The organism is Nocardia sp. NPDC049526 (assembly GCF_044465765.1).
GTDB lineage: Bacteria > Actinomycetota > Actinomycetes > Mycobacteriales > Mycobacteriaceae > Nocardia.
Genome location: NZ_JBITMA010000003.1, coordinates 537,990 through 561,026 on the forward strand (window position 1 = coordinate 537,990; position 23,037 = coordinate 561,026).

The 23,037-nt window shown below is 65.8% G+C and carries 27 protein-coding genes; 18 read left to right on the forward strand and 9 right to left on the reverse strand.

What is annotated here, in order from left to right; translation table 11 throughout:
- Positions 1 to 13 precede the first annotated feature (13 nt).
- From ACIBW7_RS11970 to ACIBW7_RS11980, 3 genes are read left to right on the forward strand one after another with little or no spacing between them, the layout of a single operon-like run.
- Positions 14 to 382: a hypothetical protein gene (locus ACIBW7_RS11970; protein ID WP_357469994.1), complete on the forward strand. Its 369-nt coding sequence runs from the start codon at positions 14 to 16 to the stop codon at positions 380 to 382.
- A complete protein-coding gene (locus ACIBW7_RS11975; protein ID WP_397046264.1) occupies positions 382 to 711 on the forward strand; it encodes a hypothetical protein in 330 nt (109 codons plus the stop codon). The genes ACIBW7_RS11970 and ACIBW7_RS11975 overlap by 1 nt, the downstream gene beginning before the upstream one ends.
- A gap of 10 nt (positions 712 to 721) precedes the next feature.
- Positions 722 to 976 carry a hypothetical protein gene (locus ACIBW7_RS11980; RefSeq protein ID WP_327096284.1) on the forward strand — a complete coding sequence of 85 codons (255 nt, stop codon included), beginning with the start codon at positions 722 to 724 and terminating at the stop codon, positions 974 to 976.
- Positions 977 to 1,265: 289 nt separating this feature from the next.
- Here ACIBW7_RS11980 and ACIBW7_RS11985 read toward each other — a convergent pair whose 3' ends face one another.
- Both ACIBW7_RS11985 and ACIBW7_RS11990 read right to left on the reverse strand, forming a co-directional pair.
- Entirely contained in the window at positions 1,266 to 2,663 is a 1,398-nt protein-coding gene (locus tag ACIBW7_RS11985; RefSeq protein WP_397046265.1) for a PQQ-binding-like beta-propeller repeat protein, read from the reverse strand.
- Between the two features lie 154 nt (positions 2,664 to 2,817).
- Positions 2,818 to 3,024 (reverse strand): DUF2510 domain-containing protein, encoded by a 207-nt coding sequence (locus tag ACIBW7_RS11990; RefSeq protein WP_397046266.1) that lies wholly within the window; start codon positions 3,022 to 3,024, stop codon positions 2,818 to 2,820.
- 75 nt (positions 3,025 to 3,099) lie between these two features.
- On the opposite strand from ACIBW7_RS11990, the gene ACIBW7_RS11995 reads away from it, so the two are divergent.
- The 5 genes from ACIBW7_RS11995 (at position 3,100) to ACIBW7_RS12015 (ending at position 10,649) form a co-directional block, all read left to right on the forward strand.
- On the forward strand, positions 3,100 to 4,365 hold the full coding sequence (locus tag ACIBW7_RS11995; RefSeq protein ID WP_397046267.1) for a glutamate-5-semialdehyde dehydrogenase: 1,266 nt from the start codon (positions 3,100 to 3,102) through the stop codon (positions 4,363 to 4,365).
- Positions 4,366 to 4,434: 69 nt separating this feature from the next.
- Positions 4,435 to 5,331, forward strand: a complete 897-nt coding sequence (locus ACIBW7_RS12000; RefSeq protein WP_063046837.1) for a MoxR family ATPase — start codon at positions 4,435 to 4,437, stop codon at positions 5,329 to 5,331.
- Between the two features lie 3 nt (positions 5,332 to 5,334).
- Positions 5,335 to 6,750 (forward strand): VWA domain-containing protein, encoded by a 1,416-nt coding sequence (locus ACIBW7_RS12005; RefSeq protein WP_397046268.1) that lies wholly within the window; start codon positions 5,335 to 5,337, stop codon positions 6,748 to 6,750.
- A 91-nt stretch (positions 6,751 to 6,841) separates the two neighbouring features.
- On the forward strand, positions 6,842 to 8,695 hold the full coding sequence (locus tag ACIBW7_RS12010; protein WP_397046269.1) for an HSP90 family protein: 1,854 nt from the start codon (positions 6,842 to 6,844) through the stop codon (positions 8,693 to 8,695).
- 1 nt (position 8,696) lies between these two features.
- Positions 8,697 to 10,649: a hypothetical protein gene (locus tag ACIBW7_RS12015; RefSeq protein WP_397046270.1), complete on the forward strand. Its 1,953-nt coding sequence runs from the start codon at positions 8,697 to 8,699 to the stop codon at positions 10,647 to 10,649.
- On the opposite strand, the gene ACIBW7_RS12020 is transcribed toward ACIBW7_RS12015, so the two are convergent.
- Together ACIBW7_RS12020 and ACIBW7_RS12025 are read right to left on the reverse strand one after the other, a co-directional pair.
- Positions 10,650 to 11,084, reverse strand: a complete 435-nt coding sequence (locus tag ACIBW7_RS12020; protein WP_397046271.1) for a nuclear transport factor 2 family protein — start codon at positions 11,082 to 11,084, stop codon at positions 10,650 to 10,652.
- A 116-nt stretch (positions 11,085 to 11,200) separates the two neighbouring features.
- A complete protein-coding gene (locus ACIBW7_RS12025) occupies positions 11,201 to 11,479 on the reverse strand; it encodes a hypothetical protein (protein ID WP_397046272.1) in 279 nt (92 codons plus the stop codon).
- A 43-nt stretch (positions 11,480 to 11,522) separates the two neighbouring features.
- On the opposite strand from ACIBW7_RS12025, the gene ACIBW7_RS12030 reads away from it, so the two are divergent.
- From ACIBW7_RS12030 to ACIBW7_RS12065, 8 genes are all read left to right on the forward strand, one after another.
- Entirely contained in the window at positions 11,523 to 12,059 is a 537-nt protein-coding gene (locus ACIBW7_RS12030; RefSeq protein ID WP_397046273.1) for an RsiV family protein, read from the forward strand.
- Between the two features lie 65 nt (positions 12,060 to 12,124).
- The gene (locus ACIBW7_RS12035) at positions 12,125 to 12,805 is read left to right on the forward strand and encodes an RsiV family protein (RefSeq protein ID WP_397046274.1); all 681 of its coding nucleotides are present in this window, start codon (positions 12,125 to 12,127) and stop codon (positions 12,803 to 12,805) included.
- 48 nt (positions 12,806 to 12,853) lie between these two features.
- Positions 12,854 to 13,495: a nicotinate-nucleotide adenylyltransferase gene (nadD, locus tag ACIBW7_RS12040; protein WP_397046275.1), complete on the forward strand. Its 642-nt coding sequence runs from the start codon at positions 12,854 to 12,856 to the stop codon at positions 13,493 to 13,495.
- Between the two features lies 1 nt (position 13,496).
- Entirely contained in the window at positions 13,497 to 13,934 is a 438-nt protein-coding gene (gene rsfS, locus ACIBW7_RS12045; protein ID WP_397046276.1) for a ribosome silencing factor, read from the forward strand.
- A complete protein-coding gene (locus ACIBW7_RS12050; protein ID WP_397046277.1) occupies positions 13,931 to 14,590 on the forward strand; it encodes a histidine phosphatase family protein in 660 nt (219 codons plus the stop codon). Before rsfS ends, ACIBW7_RS12050 begins: the two co-directional genes overlap by 4 nt.
- Positions 14,580 to 15,797 (forward strand): diglucosylglycerate octanoyltransferase, encoded by a 1,218-nt coding sequence (octT, locus tag ACIBW7_RS12055; protein ID WP_397046278.1) that lies wholly within the window; start codon positions 14,580 to 14,582, stop codon positions 15,795 to 15,797. The genes ACIBW7_RS12050 and octT overlap by 11 nt, the downstream gene beginning before the upstream one ends.
- Positions 15,798 to 15,800: 3 nt before the next feature.
- Positions 15,801 to 16,643 carry a DegV family protein gene (locus tag ACIBW7_RS12060; protein ID WP_397046279.1) on the forward strand — a complete coding sequence of 281 codons (843 nt, stop codon included), beginning with the start codon at positions 15,801 to 15,803 and terminating at the stop codon, positions 16,641 to 16,643.
- Positions 16,644 to 16,953: 310 nt separating this feature from the next.
- Positions 16,954 to 17,454, forward strand: coding sequence for an HIT family protein (locus ACIBW7_RS12065; RefSeq protein ID WP_397046280.1), 501 nt, complete (start codon positions 16,954 to 16,956; stop codon positions 17,452 to 17,454).
- 3 nt (positions 17,455 to 17,457) lie between these two features.
- On the opposite strand, the gene thrS is transcribed toward ACIBW7_RS12065, so the two are convergent.
- Complete coding sequence (thrS, locus tag ACIBW7_RS12070) at positions 17,458 to 18,660, reverse strand: threonine--tRNA ligase (RefSeq protein WP_397046281.1); 1,203 nt, start codon at positions 18,658 to 18,660, stop codon at positions 17,458 to 17,460.
- Between the two features lie 206 nt (positions 18,661 to 18,866).
- Positions 18,867 to 19,622, reverse strand: coding sequence for an SDR family oxidoreductase (locus tag ACIBW7_RS12075; RefSeq protein ID WP_397046282.1), 756 nt, complete (start codon positions 19,620 to 19,622; stop codon positions 18,867 to 18,869).
- A 106-nt stretch (positions 19,623 to 19,728) separates the two neighbouring features.
- Here ACIBW7_RS12075 and lexA point away from each other — a divergent pair, with 106 nt between their 5' ends.
- Entirely contained in the window at positions 19,729 to 20,388 is a 660-nt protein-coding gene (lexA, locus tag ACIBW7_RS12080) for a transcriptional repressor LexA (protein ID WP_397046283.1), read from the forward strand.
- An 86-nt stretch (positions 20,389 to 20,474) separates the two neighbouring features.
- Positions 20,475 to 20,966 carry an FBP domain-containing protein gene (locus tag ACIBW7_RS12085; protein ID WP_397046284.1) on the forward strand — a complete coding sequence of 164 codons (492 nt, stop codon included), beginning with the start codon at positions 20,475 to 20,477 and terminating at the stop codon, positions 20,964 to 20,966.
- Between the two features lie 149 nt (positions 20,967 to 21,115).
- Here the strand turns inward: ACIBW7_RS12085 and ACIBW7_RS12090 are convergent, their stop codons facing one another.
- The 3 genes from ACIBW7_RS12090 to ligD all read right to left on the reverse strand — a co-directional run bounded on the left by ACIBW7_RS12090 (position 21,116) and on the right by ligD (position 22,927).
- On the reverse strand, positions 21,116 to 21,625 hold the full coding sequence (locus ACIBW7_RS12090) for an SRPBCC domain-containing protein (protein ID WP_397046285.1): 510 nt from the start codon (positions 21,623 to 21,625) through the stop codon (positions 21,116 to 21,118).
- Complete coding sequence (locus ACIBW7_RS12095) at positions 21,622 to 21,939, reverse strand: ArsR/SmtB family transcription factor (RefSeq protein ID WP_397046286.1); 318 nt, start codon at positions 21,937 to 21,939, stop codon at positions 21,622 to 21,624. Before ACIBW7_RS12095 ends, ACIBW7_RS12090 begins: the two co-directional genes overlap by 4 nt.
- 64 nt (positions 21,940 to 22,003) lie before the next feature.
- The gene (gene ligD, locus ACIBW7_RS12100) at positions 22,004 to 22,927 is read right to left on the reverse strand and encodes a non-homologous end-joining DNA ligase (RefSeq protein WP_397046287.1); all 924 of its coding nucleotides are present in this window, start codon (positions 22,925 to 22,927) and stop codon (positions 22,004 to 22,006) included.
- Positions 22,928 to 23,037 lie beyond the last annotated feature (110 nt).

A 23,037-nucleotide genomic window follows, 5' to 3' on the forward strand; every position in this document is an offset into this window, starting at 1 on the left:
ACGGGGCGGAGCGATGACGAACAATCAAGTGGCAGAACGAGATACCGGGCGATTCGACACGCCGAAGGCGGTGGGATTCGTGCGCGGCGACGTGTCCGGACTCGCTGCACCCAGGCACGCGAGCGCGGTGATGCAGCACGCCGGGCTACTGGGCTATCAATACGTGTATACGATACGGCCGCCGCAGGACACCCCCGATCCGATCGGATATGCCCTCGGCATCGCGTCCGGGCTCGGTGTGGCCGCGATCGTGGTCTACGACCTGGCACAGGTCGATGATCAACCGGCGCGGGTCTGTGACGACTTCGATCTCGAAACCGTTTGTCCCGCAACGACATGGGCCCGGGTCGCGCACCCGGCAATCGAGACCGGGGCGGCGTGATGGGGGAGGACACGATCCTGGCGCCGCCGAGTGTTTGCGGGTATGCCGATATCGAGTTGGCGCACGAGCAGATGCGCCAGCATCGCGCCTGTCGGATCGGGCGGTGCGTGTGGAAGGCGGCGGCGTACTACACGCTGGTCGATGCGGGTCGCCTTGCGCCGCAGTCGTTGACACCGCGTGAGCGCGCTGCCGCGAGGGGACTCGAATTCCCGCCGCTCGACAGCCAGGTGCGCGCGGACGGCGGGCCGACGTTGCGAACCCTGCGTGACGTGCTGGACAAACTCACCGAACTAAGGCTGCCGGGCGCGGACGGCGGTGGCCACGGGTAGTCGGTCCGGGATGAGCGAGCATCGCACCGAGGTGGACGGTTGGCAGGCGATCTGGCGGATCGACAATTGCTGCATTCGAATGATGTTGGTGCGCAATCTATCCGAATCGGAAACGCTGATCTCGATGCCGAGCGTCGTCGCCGCGCCGGATCTGGTGCAGGTCCGCGAGCGGTTCCCGGAACTGGCGCGGTTGTGGGACGCGGTACGGCACGAATATTGGGTTGAATCCCTTGGCCCCGGGAGCAACGGCGCACGATCTGACTGACCGGCATCGATCACGTGAATGGCCCGCACGGGCATAGGTCGGAAGTAGTGCCGCGTCCAGATTGCTTGCTGCGCTATCCGCCTCCGGCAGCTCGCCGAGCGTAGTGACATGGCGGTCGAATTCGGCGTGGGCGACCACCATTCGACTACGTTCGACGGAACCCACCGCTCGAGCAACGATACGGGCAGGAGCTTTCTGGATACGGAACCAGCTGCCGGCCCGGCTGTTCGGGGCCCTTGCGATCGCCAAGTGAATTCACCGGTGAGGTTGCGGTTGAATGCCGAAGATCTTATGCCGCACCGTATCCGGTGAATTCCTGCGCGGTCACGGTGACCATGCGGCCACCCATTGCCTTCACCGCCGTGCGAAAGTTGGGTCTACCACTGGGCGGTAACGGCATCGACCAAGCGCTCGAACCGTCTCCGGGGTCGATCGCATGGACGGTGGTGCCGTCGGTCAGGATGAGGTGACTCGCGTCGGTTATGCCGTCGTAGCGTGCGGTGTTCGCGAACGGCGTCGGCTGCTGCCAGATCTGGTGTCCGTCCGTGAGATCGAGGCCCGCTAGCTGTGATCCATCGAGCGATCGGACGATCACAGTGTTGGCCACTACTCCTTCTACGGCGGGCATACGTCCGGTGTGCTCGTCGATGCCGATCTGCGCATTGGTCCAGAGGACTCGGCCTGTCGTTCGCTCGTAGGCACTTTCGCCGGTGAGGATCGGCGGCGGCGTCGCGGTAGCGGTCGGGTACCACTCGAGGAGGAAGCTCGCGTTGCTGACCTCGGTGATCGGGTGGCCATTGCGATCGAGAAGCGTGACCCGTCCCGGGCCCCGGTCGCGGCCGATCACCTGCGAAGCGACAATGCCGCCGTCGAACGTATGGCCAACGGGGCCGGTGAACAGCAAATCGCCGGTGCGCAGATCGTAGACGCGAACGCCATGGTCGTGCCCGTCCATGAAGTAGTCCTGCGCGATCCTGGGCCTGACCGGATCGCCGGGAACGGGCGTCGGATACGTCCGCCGCCAAGTGGCGTCGATAGCGGAAACGGTCCCTCGTGTGACGACGGCGGTCATCCAGTCCGCGGTTCGGCCGGTTACCGAAACCACGCCATGGCGCACCGCCACGTCCATGACCTCGAAGTCCGTCGCATGGTCTCCGAGTACCGCGCCCGTGGCAGCCTCGATGATCAACACCCGATTCGTGCCGTGGCAGGCGATCTTTCCGTCGGATACCTGCTCACGGCAGCCGAGGAGTTCGCCGACATCGGTCGTCCATCGCAGTTGGCCGGTGTCCGGATCGATGCCGTGCATCCGCACTCGACCGACGGTTGATCCAGCATTTTCACCCGGCGCAGGCGCGCCGGGCACCGCGGTTGCGGCGACGATCATCGTCCCGGTGTCCATCGGTGAGCCATAGCCGTAGTAGCGACTCAGGGTCTGCGGCGCGGCCAGCAAAACCGCACCGGCCTCATCGGACAAGTCGGCCGCGCGCAATGTCCACTGCGGCACCGGAGTGGAGTCGAGCCGGGGCGAAATCCGGAACCGGCCGCCACTCGCGGATATCTCCTGCGGCTGCACAGGCGATCGGTTCACCCACACGACCGCGGTGATGCCCGCCACCACAGCCACGACCAGCACCGTGATCCAGATCCTCCACTGATCGGTGAGCCACCTTGCAGCTCTGTTCACTCGGAGGTCTCCTTCATGTACCTATCGGGACCAGGCGCTGGTCGGTCCGATATGCAAGGTATCGGCTTGTCAAGGCTGAGAACTCGGACCGGACCGAGGCCGATGTGCCGGTCCGATATGCGGCGTGGATCCGGGAAGACGCGTTGGGGCAGTGTCAGTGTGTCCGCGGCTGCGGCGTCCACTGCTGTCCGTCGAACCAGCGCACTGCGCCGGGATTCGCCGGATCCGGATACCACCCAAGTGTCATCGATTGCGCGGGATGGCTCGGTCTGCGAGATCCGGACTGCACGATGAGCAGGACGAGCCCGACGCCCACTCCGACGACCACCAGTGCCACCATCAAGAGCAGCAGCAGTTCCATCCGGCAAGTATCGCGGGGCCGCCGGTCCGCGCCGTGGCTGGAACCGCTTTCGCACCGGTCAGTAGGCTGTTACCCATGACGGCTGGAACCACGACCGAGCAGGATATCCGCGAGACGGTGCACGATGCCGCGCGCAAGGCTCGGGTCGCTTCGCGGGTGCTCGCGCAGCTGACCACGGCGCAGAAGAACGAGGCGCTGCGTGCGGCCGCGGATGCGTTGCTCGCGGCGGCTGATACCGTGCTCGCCGCCAACGCCGAGGACATCGCGACCGCGCAGGCGGCGGGGACCGAGGAGTCCCTGCTGGACCGGCTGCGGCTGACGAAGGCGCGCATCGACGGCATCGCCTCCGGCCTGCGCCAAGTGGCCGGGCTGCCCGATCCGGTCGGTGTGGTCGTGCGTGGATCGACGCTGCCGAACGGGCTGGAGATCCGTCAGGTCCGGGTGCCGCTCGGCGTGGTGGGCATGGTCTACGAGGCCCGCCCGAATGTCACCGTCGACGCATTCGGACTCGCGCTCAAATCCGGCAATGCGGCGCTGCTGCGCGGATCCTCCTCGGCCGCGCACTCCAATGCCGCCCTCGTCACTGTGCTGCGGGAAGCCCTTGTCGCACTGGACATTCCGGCGGATGCGGTGCAGCTGCTGCCCAGCCACGACCGCTCCAGCGTGACCCATCTGATCCAGGCCCGCGGCCTGGTCGACGTGGTCATCCCACGCGGCGGCGCGGGTCTGATCAATGCCGTGGTCCGCGATGCCCAGGTGCCCACCATCGAGACCGGCACCGGCAACTGCCACGTCTACGTGCACGAAGCCGCCGATCTGGAGATGGCCGAGCAGATCCTGATCAATGCCAAGACCCGCCGTCCCAGCGTGTGCAATGCCGCCGAGACGGTGCTCATCGATGACGCGATCGCCACCACCGCGGTGCCCCGGCTGATCGAGGCGCTGGAACGTCATGGCGTCACCGTGCACGGCGACCTTCCCGGACTGGTGCCCGCCAACGATCAGGACTGGGGCGAGGAGTACCTCACCCTCGATATCGCGCTCAAGGTCGTCAAGGATCTCGATGAGGCGGTCGAGCACATCAACACCTGGGGTACCGGCCACACCGAGGCCATCGTCACCGCTGAGCTGGCCGCGGCCCGCGAATTCACCAACCGCGTCGATGCCGCCGCCGTCATGGTGAACGCCTCCACCGCCTTCACCGACGGTGAGCAGTTCGGCTTCGGCGCGGAGATCGGCATCTCCACCCAGAAGCTGCACGCCCGCGGCCCGATGGCGCTGCCGGAGCTGACCTCGACCAAGTGGATCGTCTGGGGCGACGGCCAGATCCGGCCGGTCTAGATTTCGTTCGGTGTAAGAACCGCCGAGCGCTTGCTTCGGGTACTCCCGTAGCTTTAGGGGTGGGATTGAATGGAAGGACGCTACGTGGGTACCGAAAGCGCAGTGCAGGAGCCGATCTTCACCTCGGTCGACGATGTGATCGAACGGCTGGCCACGACCGGGTACCTGGCCGATAAGGCGACGGCGACCTCGGTATTCCTGGCCGATCGGCTCGGTAAGCCGCTGCTGATCGAGGGCCCGGCCGGTGTCGGCAAGACCGAACTGGCCAGGGCGGTCGCGCAGACCGCGGATGCGGAGTTGGTGCGGCTGCAGTGCTACGAGGGTGTCGACGAGGCCCGCGCGCTGTACGAGTGGAATCACGCCAAGCAGATTCTGCGGATCCAGGCGTCCAGCGAGAACGATTGGGAAGAGACCAAGGCCGACGTCTTCACCGAGGAATTCCTGCTCTCGCGCCCGCTGCTGACCGCGATCCGCCGCGCCGATCCGACCGTGCTGCTCATCGACGAAACCGATAAGGCCGATGTCGAGATCGAGGGTCTGCTGCTCGAGGTGCTCAGCGATTTCGCGGTCACCGTCCCGGAACTCGGCACCATTACCGCCAGCCGCAAGCCGTTCGTGGTGCTGACCTCCAACGCGACGCGCGAACTCTCCGAAGCGCTCAAGCGCCGCTGCCTCTACCTGCACTTGGACTTCCCGGACGAGGAACTCGAGCGCCGCATCTTGGCCAGCCGGGTTCCGGAGTTGTCCGCCTCGGTCGCTGCGCAGTTGGTTCGGATCGTGCACGTGCTGCGCGGGATGCAGCTGAAGAAGCTGCCGAGCGTCGCGGAGTCGATCGACTGGGGACGCACCCTGCTCGCGCTGGGGCTGCAGGATCTCGACGAAACCACCGTGCGCGCCACCCTCGGTGTCGTGCTCAAGCATCAGGCCGACCACCAGCGCGCGCTGGCCGAGCTGAAGCTGGCCTGAGTCATGGCGGCCGGATCGCAGCCCATACTCGAAGCGCCGCACGGGATTTCGGGACATCTCGTCGGTTTCGTCGAGGCACTGCGGGCGCGCGGCATCCCGGTCGGTCCCTCGGAGACGGTGGACGCGGGCCGTGTGGTGTCGGTGCTGGATCTGATGGACCGCGATGTCGTGCGCGAGGGTCTGGCCTGCTCGCTACTGCGCCGCACCACCCATCGCAGTACTTTCGACGGCCTGTTCGACCTGTGGTTCCCGGCGGCCCTCGGCGCGCGTAGCAGCACTCCGGATGATCTCGAGGTTCCGCGCACGCCGTCGGGTGAGATCGATATTCCCGCGCTGCGCGGACTGCTCGCGGCCCTGCTGACCAGGGAGGATTCGACGCAGCAGCAGGAAATGATCGCCGCGCAGCTGGTCGAACAGCTGGGGCAGTACGAATCCTCGCGCGGGCCCTCGTTCTCGGCGTACCGGACGCTGCGCGAGGTACAGCCGGAAACACTGCTGGCCAGGATTCTGCAGGGCTTGGCCGCCGGACCGGATACCAGCGAATTCGATACCGAGATCGCCCGCCGCATCGGCCGGCAGCGCATCGCCGGATTCCGCGCCATCGTGGAGGCGGAAACGCACCGGCGGGTGGCCGAGAGCATCGGCAGGGAGCGCGTCGCGAGCTATGCCGTCGCCCGGCAGGTCGAGGACGTCGATTTCCTCCGTGCTTCGGAAACCGAGCTGGCGGAGATGCGGCGCGGTACCCAGCGACTGGCCCGGATTCTGGCGTCCCGACTTGCCGTGCGCCGCAGGCACGCTCGTCGCGGGGAGATCGATTTACGCAAGACGCTGCGCAAATCCATGTCGACCGGCGGCGTACCCATCGATCTGGTGAATCGCAAACCGCGACCGGGGCGCCCCGAACTGGTGCTGCTCTGTGATGTGTCCGGCTCGGTGGCCGGATTCAGCAACTTCACTCTCTTGCTGGTCAATTCGCTGCGCGAACAGTTCTCCCGGGTGCGGATATTCGCCTTCGTGGACCGGACCGATGAGGTGACCCGGTTCTTCGATCCGAACACCCAGCTGGACCAGTCCATGGCCCGCATCTTCACCGAGGGCAAGGTGGTCGGCCTGGACGGGCACTCCGACTACGGCCATGCGCTGTCGACCTTCGTCGAGCAGTGGCCCGATGCGGTGACCTCGCGCAGCTCGCTGCTGATTCTCGGTGATGCCCGCACCAATTACCGTGATCCGGATCTGAATACGCTGCGCGAGCTGGTGCGCACCGCCAAGCACGCGCATTGGCTGAATCCGGAGAAGGAAAGCAACTGGGGCACCGGCGATTCCGCCGCCGACAGGTATCGCGAAGTGATCGAGATGCACGAGTGCCGCTCGGCCAAACAATTGACCGCGGTGGTGTCCCGGCTGCTACCGGTGTGATGCGATTGTGACCGAACTCATTATCGGTCTCCGTTAACACCATCAGCATTCGTTAAGGGAACTATTGGCGCTGCGCACCAGGATTCGATCCATGGTGAACAACGCGCCGGGTGGGGCCGGCCGCAGCGGTGGTGGGGATTATTCGTTCCAGGTCGATCTGCGCGGAATCGTCGATCTGCTCTCGCATCACTTGTATTCGAGTCCCCGGGTCTACATCCGTGAGCTACTGCAGAACGCGGTCGATGCCGTCACCGCGCGCAGGCAGCGCGATGCGTTGGCGCCCACCGCGATTCGGCTTGTCGTCGACGAATCGGGGCTGCGGATAACCGATCACGGCATCGGTCTCACCGAGGCGGATGTGCACCGCTTCCTCGCCACCATCGGACATTCGTCCAAGCGCGACGATATCGAGGGTGCGCGCCGAGAGTTCCTCGGGCAGTTCGGCATCGGGCTGCTGGCATGCTTCACCGTGGCGGAGACGATCCGCGTGGTCACCCGCTCGGCCATCGACCCGGCCGCACCACCCGTCGAATGGCTGGCCGCCGCCGACGGCACCTACTCGCTGCGTCTGCTAGATCCGGCAGCGCAGCATGAGCCGGGCACCACGGTGCATCTCACGCCGCGAGCCGGTGCGCAGGCGTGGTTCACGCCGGGGCGGGTGCTGGATTTGGTCCGCGATTACGGTTCGCTGCTGCCCTATGAGGTGACGGTCGAGGCGAATGGTGCCGGATTGCGCGCGACCGATGGTCCGCCGGTATGGCGGCGCACCTACGCATCCCCGGCCCAGCGGCGTGCGGCGCTGTTCGAGTACGGCGAGCGCGTGCTCGGCTTCACCCCGCTGGATGTGATCGATCTCGATGCCGAGTTGGCGGGGGTCAGCGGGGTCGCGTTCGTGCTGTCACAGCCGGGCAATCCCGCCGAAAGCAGTGCGCATCGGGTGTATCTCAAGGGCATGCTGCTCGGTGACGCGGTGCGCGGACTGCTGCCGGACTGGGCCTTCTTCGTGCGCTGTGTCATCGATACCGACAGCCTGCGCCCGACCGCCTCGCGTGAGGGCCTCTACGAAGACGAACGCCTCGCCATCGTCCGCGACAGCCTCGGCGACCGAATCCGCGACTGGCTCACCGAAATCGCCGCCGAACAGCCCGAGCGGCTTGCCGCATTCCTGTCCGTGCACGCACTCGGTGTCAAGGCGATGGCACGGCATTCGCCGGACATGCTGCGGATCATGGTGCCGCACTTGCTGTTCGAGACGACCGACGGCCGGGTTGCGCTGACCGAATTCGCGCGCAACCATCCGACCGTGCGGGTGACCGCGACGGTCGAGGAATTTCGCCAGGTGGCCGCCACCGCGGCCGCGCAAGGCATCGGCGTCGTCAACGGCGGCTATACCTACGATGCGGAACTCGTCGCGTTGCTGCCGACGATCCTGCCCGGTATCACAGTGACCGAGCTGGACGCGGCCGCGGTTACGGCCGCCCTCGACCTGGTGGATCCCGCCGAGGAACTGCTGTTGGCGCCGGTGCTCGCCGCGGCGCGCACCGCACTGGATCCGCTTTCCTGCGATGTGATTCTGCGTGCGTTCCATCCGGTTTCGGTTCCTGCACTGCATCTGGACAGTCGGGGTGCGCGTAATGAGCGAGCACGGGTCGAGACCACCGTCGGCGCGGATGAACTCTGGACCGAAATCCTCGGCGCGCTGGAGGCGAGCGCACCCCGCGCGCAGCTGGTGTTGAACCACAACAGCCCGGTGGTCCGCCGCGCGAGCCGGATCGACGACCCGGCGTTCCTGCGGACCGCGGTCGAATCGCTCTACGGCCAAGCGCTATTGATGACGCACCGGCCGTTGCGACCGGCCGATACCGCACTGCTCAATCGCGCTTTCGGCGAATTCCTCAGCTGGGCGACCCGGCGTGCGGCGGGCGAGACCGCGGAGGAGGCCTGAGATGGATACCTCCGAAATCCGATCCGCGCTGACGCAGAGCCGATCGCTGCCGCACGGTCGCGGCCGCGCCGAGCGACTGGAAATGCTTGCCGCCGAGGCGAAGTCGGGTCCGGACCGGGCGCTGGAGGGGAGTGTCCTGTTGGAGCTGGCCCAAGCGTATGCGTATGCGGGCGAACGCGATCTGGCACCGGTCGCCTACGGCAGGCTGTTGCGGATCTACGACGATTTCCCGGCCGAACTCGGCCCGATGACGCATTCGGTGCACTGGTATCTCAAATGGCTGACCTGGGGCCTGATCGAGAATCCCGCGGTGCCGCTGCAGACCACCTACCGTTGGCTCGACGAGCTCGAAAGTCGTTACCGGCAGCGGGGATACAGTGCGCGTCCGGTGCTCGCATTGCGCTCCGACCTGGCGCGGGAACTGGGTCAGGACGACTTGGCCGCCGAACTGCTGGACGCCGCGCGTGCGGCACCGCGCGACAGCATGTCCGATTGCGACGCCTGTGAACGCAACCAGTGGGGAGCGAACTACGCGCAGGCCGGTGCCGACGAGTCCGCCCTGGAGAGCTGGCGTCCGGTCATCGACGGTGCGCGCAGCTGTGCAGAGGAGCCGCATCGGGTGCTCGGGCAGGCCTTGCTGCCGATGCTGCGCACCGGGCGCACCGCCGAGGCACGCAGTGCGCATTTGACGGGTTATCCACTGGTGCGCCACCTTCCGGATCTGCGGCGCTCGGTTGGCGAGCACATCGAGTTCTGCGCACTGACCGGGAACGAGGCGCGTGGTCTGGAGATGCTGGCCGAGCATGCGGCGTGGGTGACCGATCCCGGCGCGGATGCCGCCATCCGGCTGGCCTTCATATCGGGAGTGTGCGTGCTGTTGCGGCGGCTGACCGAGCTGGATCTCGGTGCACTCGAAGTCGGTGCGGGCACAGTGGATTCGGTACGCGCCGAGCTGAGCATCGAAATCGCCGAGCTCACCGCACGCTACGACGCGCGCAACGGCAATACGGTGGTCAGTGAGCGGGTCGCGGCCCGGCTCGCGCAACAACCGCTGGTCGACCATCTTCCACTCGGTGTGCGAAACACCTTGCCGCGCAAGGTTGCCGCCGTGGTGCCTGCGGGGACTGCCACCGCTGAGGAACAAGCCGAGGATGCACTGCAGCTGGCCGAACTTGCCGCGGTACGCCTCGTCGACTATCCGAAGGATGCCGAGCAGTATCTGCGCCGAGCACTTTCGATCGGCGCGACCGCGCTGCCAGCCGAACATCTTGCCCGCCTGAGTTCCCAACTGGTCATGGTGCTCTCCGGACAGCCGGGCCGCGAATACGAACTGGCCGACGTTGCACTCACCGCCGCTGCACGCTGGGAACCGATCTCGACCGCGGATGCCATACACCTCACCTTCGTCGCCGCGCGCGCCTGCCACCGGGCCGGACGGCACGGCGAGGCGGCCGCCCTGTTCGAACAGTCCCTCGCGGCCGGTGAGCAGCCGTACCCACCCGCCGAAATGGCGATCGTGCGCCGCCAATACGGCGAATCCCTGCGCAAGCTCAACCGATTCCGTGATGCGGCACAGCAATTCGTCGAGGCGGCCCGTCTGGTCCACAACGATCCCGACCGCGTCGAACTCGAAGCCGAGCTCGCCTGGTCGGCCGCCTCGGTCCTGGACTACTGCGGCGAAGACGAACAAGCTGTCGTCGCCTTCCGCCGCGCTGCCCACCTCTGGGGCACCCTCGACCGCATCGGCCCGCGAGCCAAATGCCTGCGCTCCGCCGCCTGGCTACAGCTCTACGGCGCCGGTATGGAATCCGACCGCCCCTGGCTCACCACTATGCGCGACCTACTCGCCGAACTGGAAAACATCGCCGAAACCTCCCCAACGCCCGAGGTGACCACCGAACTCCTCAACACCCGCACCCAACTCGCCGACATGCAGCGCGACGACGACCACTGATCACCCAGCGACAAGCCCGCCGAGCAGTGCCTCGACCTGGTCGAAAGCAATGGCACCGGCAAGCGGATTCGAGTAGCTGCGAGTCGAGACGATCAACCCGTCACGCACCCGGGAGACGTTGATGACCAGCAGGTCGAACCGCTTGCCGGTGGCCAATACCGTTCCGTTGATCCGATACTCGGCGATGACGACCTCGGGGTCGGCCGTCTCGTGAATGCGGACGTCGTCGACGGAATCGAAGCGCTGAATCCGCGCACCCTCCACCAGATGAGCCCGGAACGCCTCGCGCCCGACCTCGGGATGCTGCGCACCCGGCGGCAGAAACGGCAATTCGAACACCGCGTCGACGGAATACACATCGGCCATCGCCGGCGTCGGGCCGCCAGCGGTCAGCGACAGCAGGCGTTCGATGGTCTGACGAGGGGTGACGGACATGGTGCATACTCCTGTTCGACAGTTAACCGGGGTGATCCCCCCGGTTAGTATACGGGGCGAACGCCCCGGTTATCCGCGATTGCTGCTTCGGTGATTTGCGGACGATAAGAAAACCGTTAGGTGGCATCGGCATTGTTAGGGAGGACACCGAGATCGACTCGGTGCGTTGTCGATTCGGAGCTCCGGATGAAGAAGACCGCTGCTGTTATCGGTGCGCTGGCCAGCGCCGCAGTACTCACGGCCTGTGGGCCGGACGAATCGCCGACGACCGTGGACGGATCGTCGGTGACCGCGACACCGGCCGCATCGACGACCGCGACACCGGCCGCATCGACGACCACGACACCGGCCGCGTCGACGACCGTCGCCGGATCGCCTCGAGCCGAAACCTTCACCGCGACAACAGTTCGTCTCGAAGGCACTGGGTACAAGATCGACGTGCCTCAGGTGAGCGGTGGAAAGGCCGATGCCAGAACCGAATTCAACGAGGCGATGCGGGGCGGGGCGCAGGAGTGGATCGACCGCATCACCCGTCCGGGCGATTCGGTCACCGGCGGGGACAGTCAGGTCGTCCGCATCGGTTCGCGGGTGCTCAGTGGGCATCTGGTCGTCATCATGTACTCCGAAGGCGCCGCGCACCCGAACAGCTTCGACGCCGCGCATGTCACCAATATCGATACCGGCAAGGCCATCACCCTGTCCGACCTGTTCACCGATCTGCAGCAGGGCCTGAACACGCTCTCGACTCAGGCCGAGGCCCAGGTGCAGCAGAATCCGCGAGCGACCGGCTACAGCAAGAGCACACTCACCCCGGTCGCCGAGCACTTCCAGACCTGGGTTGCCACGCCGGAGGGCATGCGGATCTATCTCGGTGAAATCGCCTCGCATGCCGCGGGCAACATCGATGTCACCGTGCCGTGGTCCGCGTTGGACGGCGTGCTGAAGCCGGGGATGCGCGGGGTCGTCAGCAGCTGACGAACCCTCGACAGCTCGCGGTGGTACGTTCTCGGGCACGAACGCGAGCTATTCGGGGAGGCGAAATGAGGAAGACCGCTGCCGCTGTCCTGGTCGGCGTTCTGTTCGCCGTACTGACGGCGTGCGGGTCCGCCGAGCGGGCCGATTCGCCCGCGGCGCCGGCCTTCACCGCGACCTCGATTCGGCTGGAGGGCCCCTGGTACTCCTTCGACCTGCCGCAGGTCGAAGGCGGAACCGAGGATGCGCGCACCGACTTCAACGACGGCTTGCGCGCCGAGCTGGATCCGTACCTCCGGGCCGCGGCGGAGAATCGGAAGGTGAAGGGGTACAAAAGCGAGGTCGCGCATATCGGCCGCCATGTGCTCAGTGGTGTGCTCGGCATCGAGGTCGACGACGGCTATGTGCATCCGACGACCTTCAAGCGCACCCACGTGACGGATATCGACACCGGCAAGGCGCTCACCCTGCCGGATCTGTTCACCGATCTGCCGAAGGCCCTCGATCGGCTGTCGGCGCAGGCCGAGGTGCAGATCCCCAAGACCCGCGTCGGCACGAATCCCTACGACAAGCAGCGCATCGCACCGGCCGTGGAGAACTTCAAGGACTGGCTGGCCATGCCCGACGGTCTGCGCGTCTACCTCGGGGAGATCGCCTCGCACGCGCTGGGCTATATCGACATCACGATCCCGTGGTCCGAACTCGACGGAGTGCTGAAGCCGGGTCTGCGGGCGGTCGTCAGCAGTTGACCGTCCGGCCCCGGCTCGGACCGAACCGACCGGTTAAGCTCGGCTCTCATGCAGGAGAACGGTCGGCGTCGACGCAAGCTGGGGGTGATGGGTGGCACCTTCGACCCCATCCACCACGGCCACCTCGTCGCCGCCAGCGAGGTCGCGAATCGGTTCGAACTGGACGAAGTGATCTTCGTCCCAACCGGACAGCCGTGGCAGAAGGCCGATAAGCAGGTCAGCCCGGCCGAGGATCGTTACCTCATGACCGTGATCGCGACCGCCTCCAACCCCCGATTCTCGGTCAGCCGGGCCGATATCGACCGGGGCAAGGTCACCTACACCGTCGACACCCTGCGAGAGATGCGCACCAAGCATCCCGAGGCCGAGCTGTACTTCATCACCGGAGCTGACGCGCTCGCCAACATCTTGACGTGGCAGGATTGGGCGGAGTTGTTCGAACTGGCGAAATTCGTCGGGGTGAGCCGACCGGGGTATGAGCTGAACACCGATCATCTCGAGGAGCATCTGCGTGACCTGCCGGTCGATGCGGTGACCATGATCGAAATCCCGGCATTGGCGATCTCATCGAGTGAATGCCGTCGCCGCGCCGCCGAGAACCGGCCGGTGTGGTACCTCGTGCCCGACGGCGTCGTGCAGTACATATCGAAGCGGCATTTATATGTGCCCGTAGGAGTGGAAGGTAATTAATTTGAGCGCATCTGTCGAGTCGGTGGAGATGGCGCAGGTCGCCGCGCGCGCGGCGGACGAGAAGCTGGCCACCGACGTCGTGGTGCTCGACGTGTCCGAACAGTTGGTGATCACCGACTGCTTCGTGATCGCTTCCGCGCCGAACGAGCGTCAGGTCAATGCCATCGTCGACAATGTCGAGGAGAAGCTCCGCGAAGCCGGGCACAAGCCGGTCCGGCGCGAGGGGACCCGCGAGGGCCGGTGGGCACTGCTGGATTACGTCGACGTCGTCGTGCACATCCAGCACAATGACGAACGCAATTTCTATGCGCTGGAACGGCTCTGGAAGGATTGTCCGGTGGTTCCGGTGGACGGGATCGCGGCCGGGACCGAGGTGTTCAAGCACACCGAGTCCGAGGGTGTCGTGGTGCGTGGTGAAGCGGGGGAAGAACGCGAGTGAGTAAGTATGCCGGCGTCCGCACGCTGATCCTGCTGCGGCACGGGCAGACCGAGTGGAATGCTTCGGACCGGATGCAGGGGCAGATCGACACCGATCTCACCGAGCTCGGTCGTCGTCAGGCGAAAGAGGCCGCGCGCGAACTGGTTTCGCGCAATGCGATCGCCATCGTGTCCTCCGATCTGCGGCGCGCCTTCGATACCGCCTCGGCACTGGCCGACCACACCGATGTTCCGGTGGTCCAGGATCAGCGGCTGCGCGAAACCAACCTCGGCGACTGGGAGGGGTTGACCCATCTGGAGGTCGACGCCGACTATCCGGGCGCGCGGGTCGCGTGGCGCTTGGATGCGGCCTATACCCCGCCCGGCGGTGAGAGCAAGCTCGAGGTCGGCGCACGGTCCCTACCGGTTGTTCGAGAATTGTTCGCCGAGCGGCAGGATTGGCCAGGCCGGACTATCATCCTGGTGGCGCACGGCGGGCTGATCGCCGCCCTCACGGCCGCGCTGCTCGACCTGCCGCCGCGGAACTGGCCTGCCCTAGGGGGATTGGCCAATACCAGCTGGGTGCAGCTGAGCAGTCACGGTCCGAGCATCGATCAGCCCGGTTGGCGCCTGGATGTGTGGAATGCAGCGGCGAAGGTGGCCCCGGATGTCCTCTGAAGAACCGGTTCGGCAGGTACCGGATGAATTGTTCCGTCGGGTTTCGGCGAAGCCCGAACGGGCGATCCCGGACGCCCTATTCGGACCTCCCCCGGTGAAGACGGTCGAGCCGGAGGAATCGCCCGAGTCGCAGTCGGCCGAGTCCGACAGCGACGAGTCGGTCGCCGACTCCGGGGAAGGTAACGAAGAGCCCGCCGCGCACGCGGCCGAGATCGGAACCGGCACGGAGCCGGCGGAACCAGCGAGTGAACCACCGGAAGGTGTTGCGGCAGCTTCCGATACGGATATCGCGGCGTCGACCGATGAGTCGGTGATCGGCGCTGCTCCCACAGACGAGTCCATAGCTCGCGCAGCGGAATCCGCGCCCGGCATCAGGGCCGCGGTTTCGACGAGCGGTGACGAATCCACAGTGGATTCGGTCATCGACGATCCCTCGCTCGAATCGGTTATCGACGATAAGGTTTCGGCCGCCACGGCCGAATTGGCCTCGACCGATGAATCGGATCGCCCGGTGCTGCTGGTGATCGCGGACTCGCTGTCCTACTTCGGTCCGAAGGGCGGCCTGCCCGCGGACCATCCGAAGATCTGGCCGAATCTGGTCGGCGCCGAACTCGATTGGGACGTCGAGCTGATCGGGCGGATCGGCTGGACCTGCCGGGACGCGTACTGGGCGCTGATCGGCGACCCCCGGGTGTGGGCCGCGGTACCGCGCGCGGGTGCGGTCGTGTTCGCGGTCGGTGGCATGGACACCTTGCCCTCGCCGCTGCCGACCGCGCTGCGCGAGTTGATCCGCTATGTGCGCCCACCGGTGCTGCGTCGCGGCGTCCGCGCCACCTACAACTGGCTGCAGCCCAAGCTGTCGAAACTCGGTCGTCCCGTGGCATTGCCGCCGAAGGTGAGCGTGGACTACCTGGAGCAGTCGCGCGAGGCGCTGGCCCAGTTGCGTCCGGATCTGCCGGTCGTCGCGGTACTGCCGTCCGTGCACAACTGCGCCGCCTACGGGCATGTGCACAGCGGTCGGGAGCCCGCCGTCAAGGCACTGCGCGAATGGTCGGCCAAGACTTCTGTGCCACTGGTCGATCTCGGTGAAGCGGTGCGCGAGGACATCTTCTCCGGCGACGCGAATCCGGACGGCATTCACTGGGGCTGGGCCGGACATACCGCTGTGGCGAATTCGATGGTGAAGACCTTGCAGGAGGTTCGGTAGTCCGTGGCCGTTGTGGTCGTCACCGATTCGTCCGCCAGCCTCCCTGCCGAACTCGTCGCTGAGTTGGACATTGCCGTTGTCCCACTGCATGTGCTGGTCGGCGACCGCACCATCCGCGAAGGCGTCGACGCCGTCGATATCGACTACGGCTCGGATACCGTGACGACCTCGGCGGCCTCACCCGGTGAGTTGCGTGCCGTCTACGAGCAGGCGCTGGAGCGCAGCAATGGGGACGGCGTTGTCGCGGTACATCTTTCGCGCCAACTCTCCGGTACCTGGGAGGCGGGACGGCAGGCGGTCCGCGATATGGATGCCGCCGATCGGGTACGGCTGGTCGATTCGCTCGGGGCCGGCCTGGCCACCGGCCTGCCGGTGCTCGCCGCCGCACGCCGCGCGCACAGCGGCGCGCCATTGAATGTCGTCTATGACACCGCCGTTGCGGCAGCCGGCCGATCACGCACCTTCATCCTGGTGAACCGCACGGAGCAATTGCGTCGCGGCGGCCGATTGAGCAGCGCCGCAGCCTTTTTCGGTAGCGAACTGGTGAGCAAACCGCTGCTGCAGATCGTCGAGGGCCGCTTGGAACTGCGCGAAAAGGTGCGTACGCGCTCAAAGGCCTACGCCAAACTCGTTGCGGCAGCGGTGGATGCGGCCGGTAACGATGGTGCCGCCGTCGGCGTACAACACCTGGGTGCCGAGGATGCCGCGAATACCGTCGCCACCCAACTGCGCGAGTTGCTGCCCGGCATCGGCGAATTGATCGTCGCGGAATTCGGGCCGACTCTGGCCGTTCACCTCGGCGTCGGTGCGGTCGGTGTGTTGGTCGTCCCCGGCGGCTGCGCGTGATCGGCTACGGTCCAGCACTCGCGGGTGTGCCGCATCTTCGGTCGAATGGCGTGGTGGGCGTAATAATTTCTGCGTGATCGCAACCCCTTCGGTCGGCACCGGAGGTGACTAACGTCGCGGCATGACGAGTTCCGCAACTCCGATCAATCCGCCGCTGACCATCGAATCGGTCGAGGGCTTCGCCAAGGCTCTGAACTGATCGCCGATGCCACGATCCACAATGTGCGACGGTGCCGCCAGGCGGCACCGCCCGACCCGACCGCGTCAGCGGGATATCGCCAAGTGCCGCAGGGGCGCTCGGCGATATCGAGTGGGATGGCGGAGCTTCGATATCGAGGCGGTGTACGGCAGCTATGGTGACGATATGGGGAGCGAATGCCCGATCTGCGATAAGCATCGGGGGATCGGTGCGCTGGTCGGTCCGGTGATCTACGCGGACGACCTGGTATTGGTCACGCATCGGCCGCTCACCGAGGGCACGCCGGTGCCGGGCTACCTCTTCGTAGAGACCCGGCGGCACGCACCGACGTTGTCTGCCCTGACCGACGCCGAGGCCCGGGCGGTGGGCTGGGCCGCGCGCCGCGCCGCGCACGCGTTACACGTCGAGCTGGCACCGGAATTCGTGTTCTCCGCGATCACCGGACTGAGCGTCGCGCACTTCCATCAGCACGTATTCGCTCGTCCGCACGGCATCCCGGCGTCGGTGCCGTGGACGAACGCCGATGCGTGGCCGGACGCGCCGCACATCGATGCGTGCGCACTCGGTGAACTGTGTGACCGCTTGGCGATCCACTTCGGCACCGAGCATTGACGGTCAGAGCAGGGTGCTGTGCGCTGCGATGAGTTCGGTTATGCGGGAAAGCAATTCGCCGGCAGGCAGCGGCTCGAGGCGTTGTCCGTCCCGAAGCCGCACCGCGACAAGGTTGTTCGCTACCTCCTTCGGACCTATCACGACTTGGTAGGGGACCAGGCGAGCTTCGCGAATGCGCGCGCCGAGACTGCCCTGATCGGCGATCTCGGCGCGCAGTCCCAGCTCGAGGCAGCGTTCGATGAGCGATTCGGCGGGTGATACTTCGGCCGCCGAAACCGGTAGGACGACCAACTGGGTCGGGGCAAGCCAGGCCGGGAACGCCCCGCCGTGCACTTCGATCAGGTGCGCGACGGCCCGCTCGACGCTGCCGATAATGCTGCGGTGCACCATGACCGGGCGGTGCTTGGACCCGTCCGCGCCGATGTAGTGCAGGTCGAATTGCTCCGGTTGGTGGAAGTCGACCTGCACGGTGGAGAGGGTGAATTCGCGGCCCGCGCTGTCGGTGAACTGGATATCGATCTTGGGGCCGTAGAAGGCGGCCTCACCTTCGGCTGCTTCGTAGGGCAGGCCGGAGCGGTCGAGCACATCGGTGAGCATGGCGGTCGACCGCTGCCAGAGTTCCGGGGCGGCAACGTATTTCCCGCCCGGTCCGGGTAGCGAGAGTCGGTATCGGGTGGGCCGGATGCCCATGGCCGCGTGCGCCGATCGAATCAGTTCCAGCGCGCCCGCGACCTCGTCGGCGACCTGATCCACGGTGCAGAAGATGTGTGCGTCATTGAGCTGGATCGCGCGGACACGGGTGAGTCCGCCGAGGACGCCGGAGAGTTCGGATCGATACATCCCGCCCAGTTCGGCCATCCGCAAAGGTAATTCGCGGTAACTGTGCGAGCGGGAGCGGAACATCACCGCGTGATGCGGGCACAGGCTGGGGCGCAGCACCACCTGTTCGCCGCCCAACTGCATGGGCGGGAACATATCGTCGCGGTAATGCGACCAGTGCCCGGATATTTCGTAGAGCTCCCGCTTTCCGAGCGCCGGTGAGTACACGTGTCGGTACCCGGCTCGTCGCTCCGCGGTGCGGATGAATTCCTCGAGTGCGTGGCGCACGGTGGCGCCGTCGGGCAGCCAGTACGGCAGGCCGGATCCGATCAGCGGATCGGTATCGAACAGGCCGAGTTCGCGGCCGAGTTTGCGGTGGTCGTGCACGGGGACTCCTCGCGGACAGCGGGCGAGTGACCACAAGACGAAGCCCCGGGCACTCGCCCGGGGCTTTCGATCAGGACAGCAATCAGCGCGCCGGGACGGTCTCCGGCGTCGTCGTCACAGCAGCGCGCTTCATGTCGGCCACGGTAGCAGAGCAGTCGCGGCGTCGGCACATCACTTTTCCTGCGGTCGCGCGAGGAGATTCGCTGTCATACCTGCTCGGCGAGGAAGTTCTCCCAGGTGAGCTTGCCGACCGTCGCACCATCGAGGGTCAGATTCTCCTTCGCGCGATACGCGCGCCCGATCTTGCCCGGCACCGGAACCGGCAGGAACAGCCGTCGCTTGCCCTCGGCCTTCAGGTATCCACGGATCAGCTCGGCCATCGTGTACACCGTCGGCCCGACCAGATCGGGTACCCGCCCGGCCGGTGCGTCGCGCGTCAGCTCCACGAGCCGCGCGGCCACTTCCCGCGAATCGACCGGCTGCCACAGGATCGCGCCCGGTGCGGGAACGATCGGGCTCTTCGCCATGGCTTGTGCGGTCTTCAGGGCGAGGTCGTGGAACTGGGCCGCGCGCAGAATGGTATGCGGCACACCCGATTCGATAATGGCCTGCTCGGCAGCGAACTTGGCCCGGAAGTAACCGATCGGCAGCTTCCCGGCGCCTACCACGCCGATGTAGACGATGTGCTGCACGCCGGCGTTGGCGGCGGCGTCGACCAGGTGCCGGGTCGCGATGTCGTCGCCCTTGGGTCCGCCCGCGAGGTGCAGGATGATCTCCGCGCCGTCGACCGCGGCCTCGACGCCGGTGCCCGCCAGCAGATCTCCGGTCACGAACTCGATGCCGTCGGTCGATTCGTGGGCATTGCGGCTGAGCATTCGAATCTTGAAACCGGCTTCGACCAGCAGTGGTGTGACGTGGCGGCCGAGTGTGCCGGTGCCGCCGGTCAGCAGGATGGTCGTCATGATTCCTCCAAGGTTCGCAGGTGCTGGTCTTCACCGGTATGACGACGCAGGCGGGCCGGGTGTGACAAAGCGGGGAATTGTCGGCGTGCACCTCTAGGATTCCCGGGTGACCGGATACGACCACGATGCCTTCGAGCACCTCGACACCTCGACCCTGCCGCCGCGCCAGCAGCGGATCCTCGCCACGATCCGGGACTGGGTGCTGCGGTACGGGTACGCGCCGAATACCAGGGAGATCGGCGATGCTGTCGGCCTGCGGTCCTCGTCCTCGGTCTCGAAGCATCTGAAGTCCTTGGAGGACAGGGGTTTTCTGCGTCGCAGCGAGACCATGTCGCGGCCGATCGATGTGCGCATGTTCCTGCGGGCGTCGGTGGTTCCGGAGCAGGCCGAGGATTCGGTCGCGGTTCCGGTCGTCGGCGATATCGCGGCGGGTGCGCCCATCCTCGCCGAGGAGCATGCCGACGACATGATGACGTTGCCGCGTGAACTCGTAGGTCGCGGAACGGTTTTCGGGCTGCGCGTGCGCGGCGATTCCATGATCGACGCGGCGATCTGCGATGGCGATCTGGTGGTGATCCGCAAACAGCACGAGGCGCATTCCGGTGACATCGTCGCCGCGATGATCGATGGGGAGGCGACGGTCAAGGTGTATCGGCGTCGCAACGGGCATGTCTATCTGGAACCGCGCAATCCGGCCTACGAGGTGATCGATGGCGATGAGGCGGTGGTGCTCGGAAAGGTCGTGTCGGTGATGCGCCGCGTATGAGCTGAAAATTCCGTTGCCTGGGCTAATGACCAGCTGTAGCGTTCCTTCGGTTTGTCAACCGATCGATCGAAGGAGTCGATGCCGTCATGAAAGCCGTCACCGAACGCGACATCAGGTCGTCGTTCATCAACTGTTCCAAGACGACCGCCAAGAAGTTGCCGGTGCCCCGGGACCTGGACGCACAACCGTGGGATGACCTGGATTTCCTCGGCTGGAGCGATCCGTCGCTGCCCGGCCGCGGCTATCTCGTTGTACCGCAGGACGACCGTATCGTGGGCGTCGCGCTGCGGTACGAAACGGGCGGATCCGGCCGGACCCAGATGTGCGCGATCTGCCTGACCGCGCATACCGGTGGGGGCGTCTCGCTGATGACCGCGCACAAGGCAGGCGAATCCGGACGCCGGGGCAACTCGGTCGGTACCTATATGTGCACCGATCTGGCGTGTTCGCTCTACGCGCGCGGTAAGCGAACGCCCGCGCTCGGCAATCGGTACCGCGAAGATCTCATCACCGAGGAGACCAAGATCGAGCGGGTCCGGGACAACATGAACGCCTTCGTCACCAGGCTGTTCACCTAGATCCGTCTATTCGGTCCCAGCTATGAAATGGAGGTAGATGCCATGTGCCGACACTCAACAGAACTCGGGATGCCCAGGATTCCTCTCCGGTTGAGCAGGCCCGGATCCGGTCCGGACCCACTCATCCGGAGAGGAATCACTCTTTCGGGTCAGCCCTTGTAATCGGCGGGTGGGCCTTCCTGGGGACCGAGAGCCGGCTCGAATGCCGCCGAGTAGACCGCGAAGCGGGATTTCCAGGCATCTGGCGCCGGCGCAACTCCGGCTAGGCGGTCGAGGCACTCGTCCCAACCCGCGGCGTTGCGTGCTGCCGCGCCCGGTGGGAGTTCGTCGACCAGCACGAGGCGGGTACCGCCTTCGTGCTCGGTCAGCTCGAAGCGCAGGGTCTCTTCGCCCCAGGTGAAGGACAATAGGTTCGGTTCGTCCACGGCCAACACCTCGCCGCTGAGCGTCATGTCGATGACATCACTCGGGAAGCGGAAGGTTATCGCGGCGCCAACTTGCCAGACCCCGCCGTCCACGATGACGTCGCAGGGGAACCAGGATTTGAGCTGTTCTCGCTGGGTGATGGCCTGCCACACCACTTTCAGCGGGTCGGGTAGCAGCCGCTCCAGTCGTACGGCCGGGCGTGCGCCATCGGTAATCAGCTGAGCGTCGGTCACGATTGCCTCCGTCGGTTGAGATGTTCTTCCAGTCGGTCCAGGCGCGCGCTCCACAACCGGCGATAGGGCTCGAGCCAGTCGTCGAGTTCGACCAGCGGCTCGATTCTGATGCGGTAGAGGCGACGTTGGGCATCCGAGCGCACCTCGACCAGCCCGACATCCTTGAGCATGCGCAGATGTTTCGACACCGCGGGCTGGCTCAGGCTCAACCGTTGCGCCAACACCCCAACCGGTTGCTCTCCCTCGCGCAGTACCTCGAGAATGGCCAGCCGATTCGGCTCGGCCAGCGCCTGAAATGCCTTCGGCGTCGTCACGTAACCGACTATTCCTCATCGGTTATATAACTGTCAAGGCATATAATGGTCGGGTTCGCTGACGTCATGGCTGAGGTTCGCGTTTGACTTGTCGTGGTTCCTTGTCGAGACGGAGTCCGCGCCAGGACGGGTGTCGAAGTCGGTCGTCACCGGTCCATTCGGTGAACGACACCTCACCGACAAGCTGGGGCTCGACCCAGATGGCGTCGGGAACACTGGTGTCGACGGTGGGTGTCTTGCGTTGCAGCGGTTGGAGTCTCGCCTTCAGCTCGTCGAGCATCGCCTGGGTGAATCCGGTGCCGACGTTGCCGATATAGGTCAGTCTTCCGGCGTTGTCGTAGACGCCCATGAGCAATGAGCCGATGCGCCCGGCCCGGCGGCCGATACCGGGGCGCCAGCCGATGATGACGACTTCCTGGTCGTTGACATTCTTGACCTTGGTCCAAAGCGGGCTGCGTCGCCCGGGCAGGTAGGGGCTGTCGAGTCGCTTGCACACGATCCCTTCGAGGCCGAGCCGTCGAGATTCGGCGAGGACCTCGGCGCCGGACCCGTGCAGGCGCGGCGGAACCCGCCAGTGCGGGCCCTCGAGGCCGAGTTGTTCCAGCAGTTGTCGTCTCTGCTCGTAAGGCAGATCGATCAGAGAGCGCGTGCCGATATGGAGCAGATCGAAGATGAGGTAAGTCGCTTTGACGGATTTGGCGAGGATTCGAATCGCTGCGGGATTGCGCTGGTGCATCCGTGGTTGCAGCGCCTCGAAGGAGCTGCGACCGTCGGTGGTGAAGGTGACGATTTCGCCATCGATGACGAATGGCGGGGTCGCCGGGGCGAGATCGGCGAGTTCGGGCCACGCCGGAGTGATGTCGTTGCCGTTGCGTGAGATCAGGCGCAGGTCGCTGTCGACATGGCCGACGGCACGAATACCGTCGAATTTCACCTCGTATGCCCAGCGTTGGTCATCGCTGGGGAGGTGGCCTGCGAGCGCCAGCATAGCCGCATACCGCGGCAGCCCTGTCACATTCGCCTCGACACCATCGCCTGGCCTTTCGCCGGAGGTGACATTCAGTTGAATGGTACCGATTGGTCTGGATAGCTGATTAG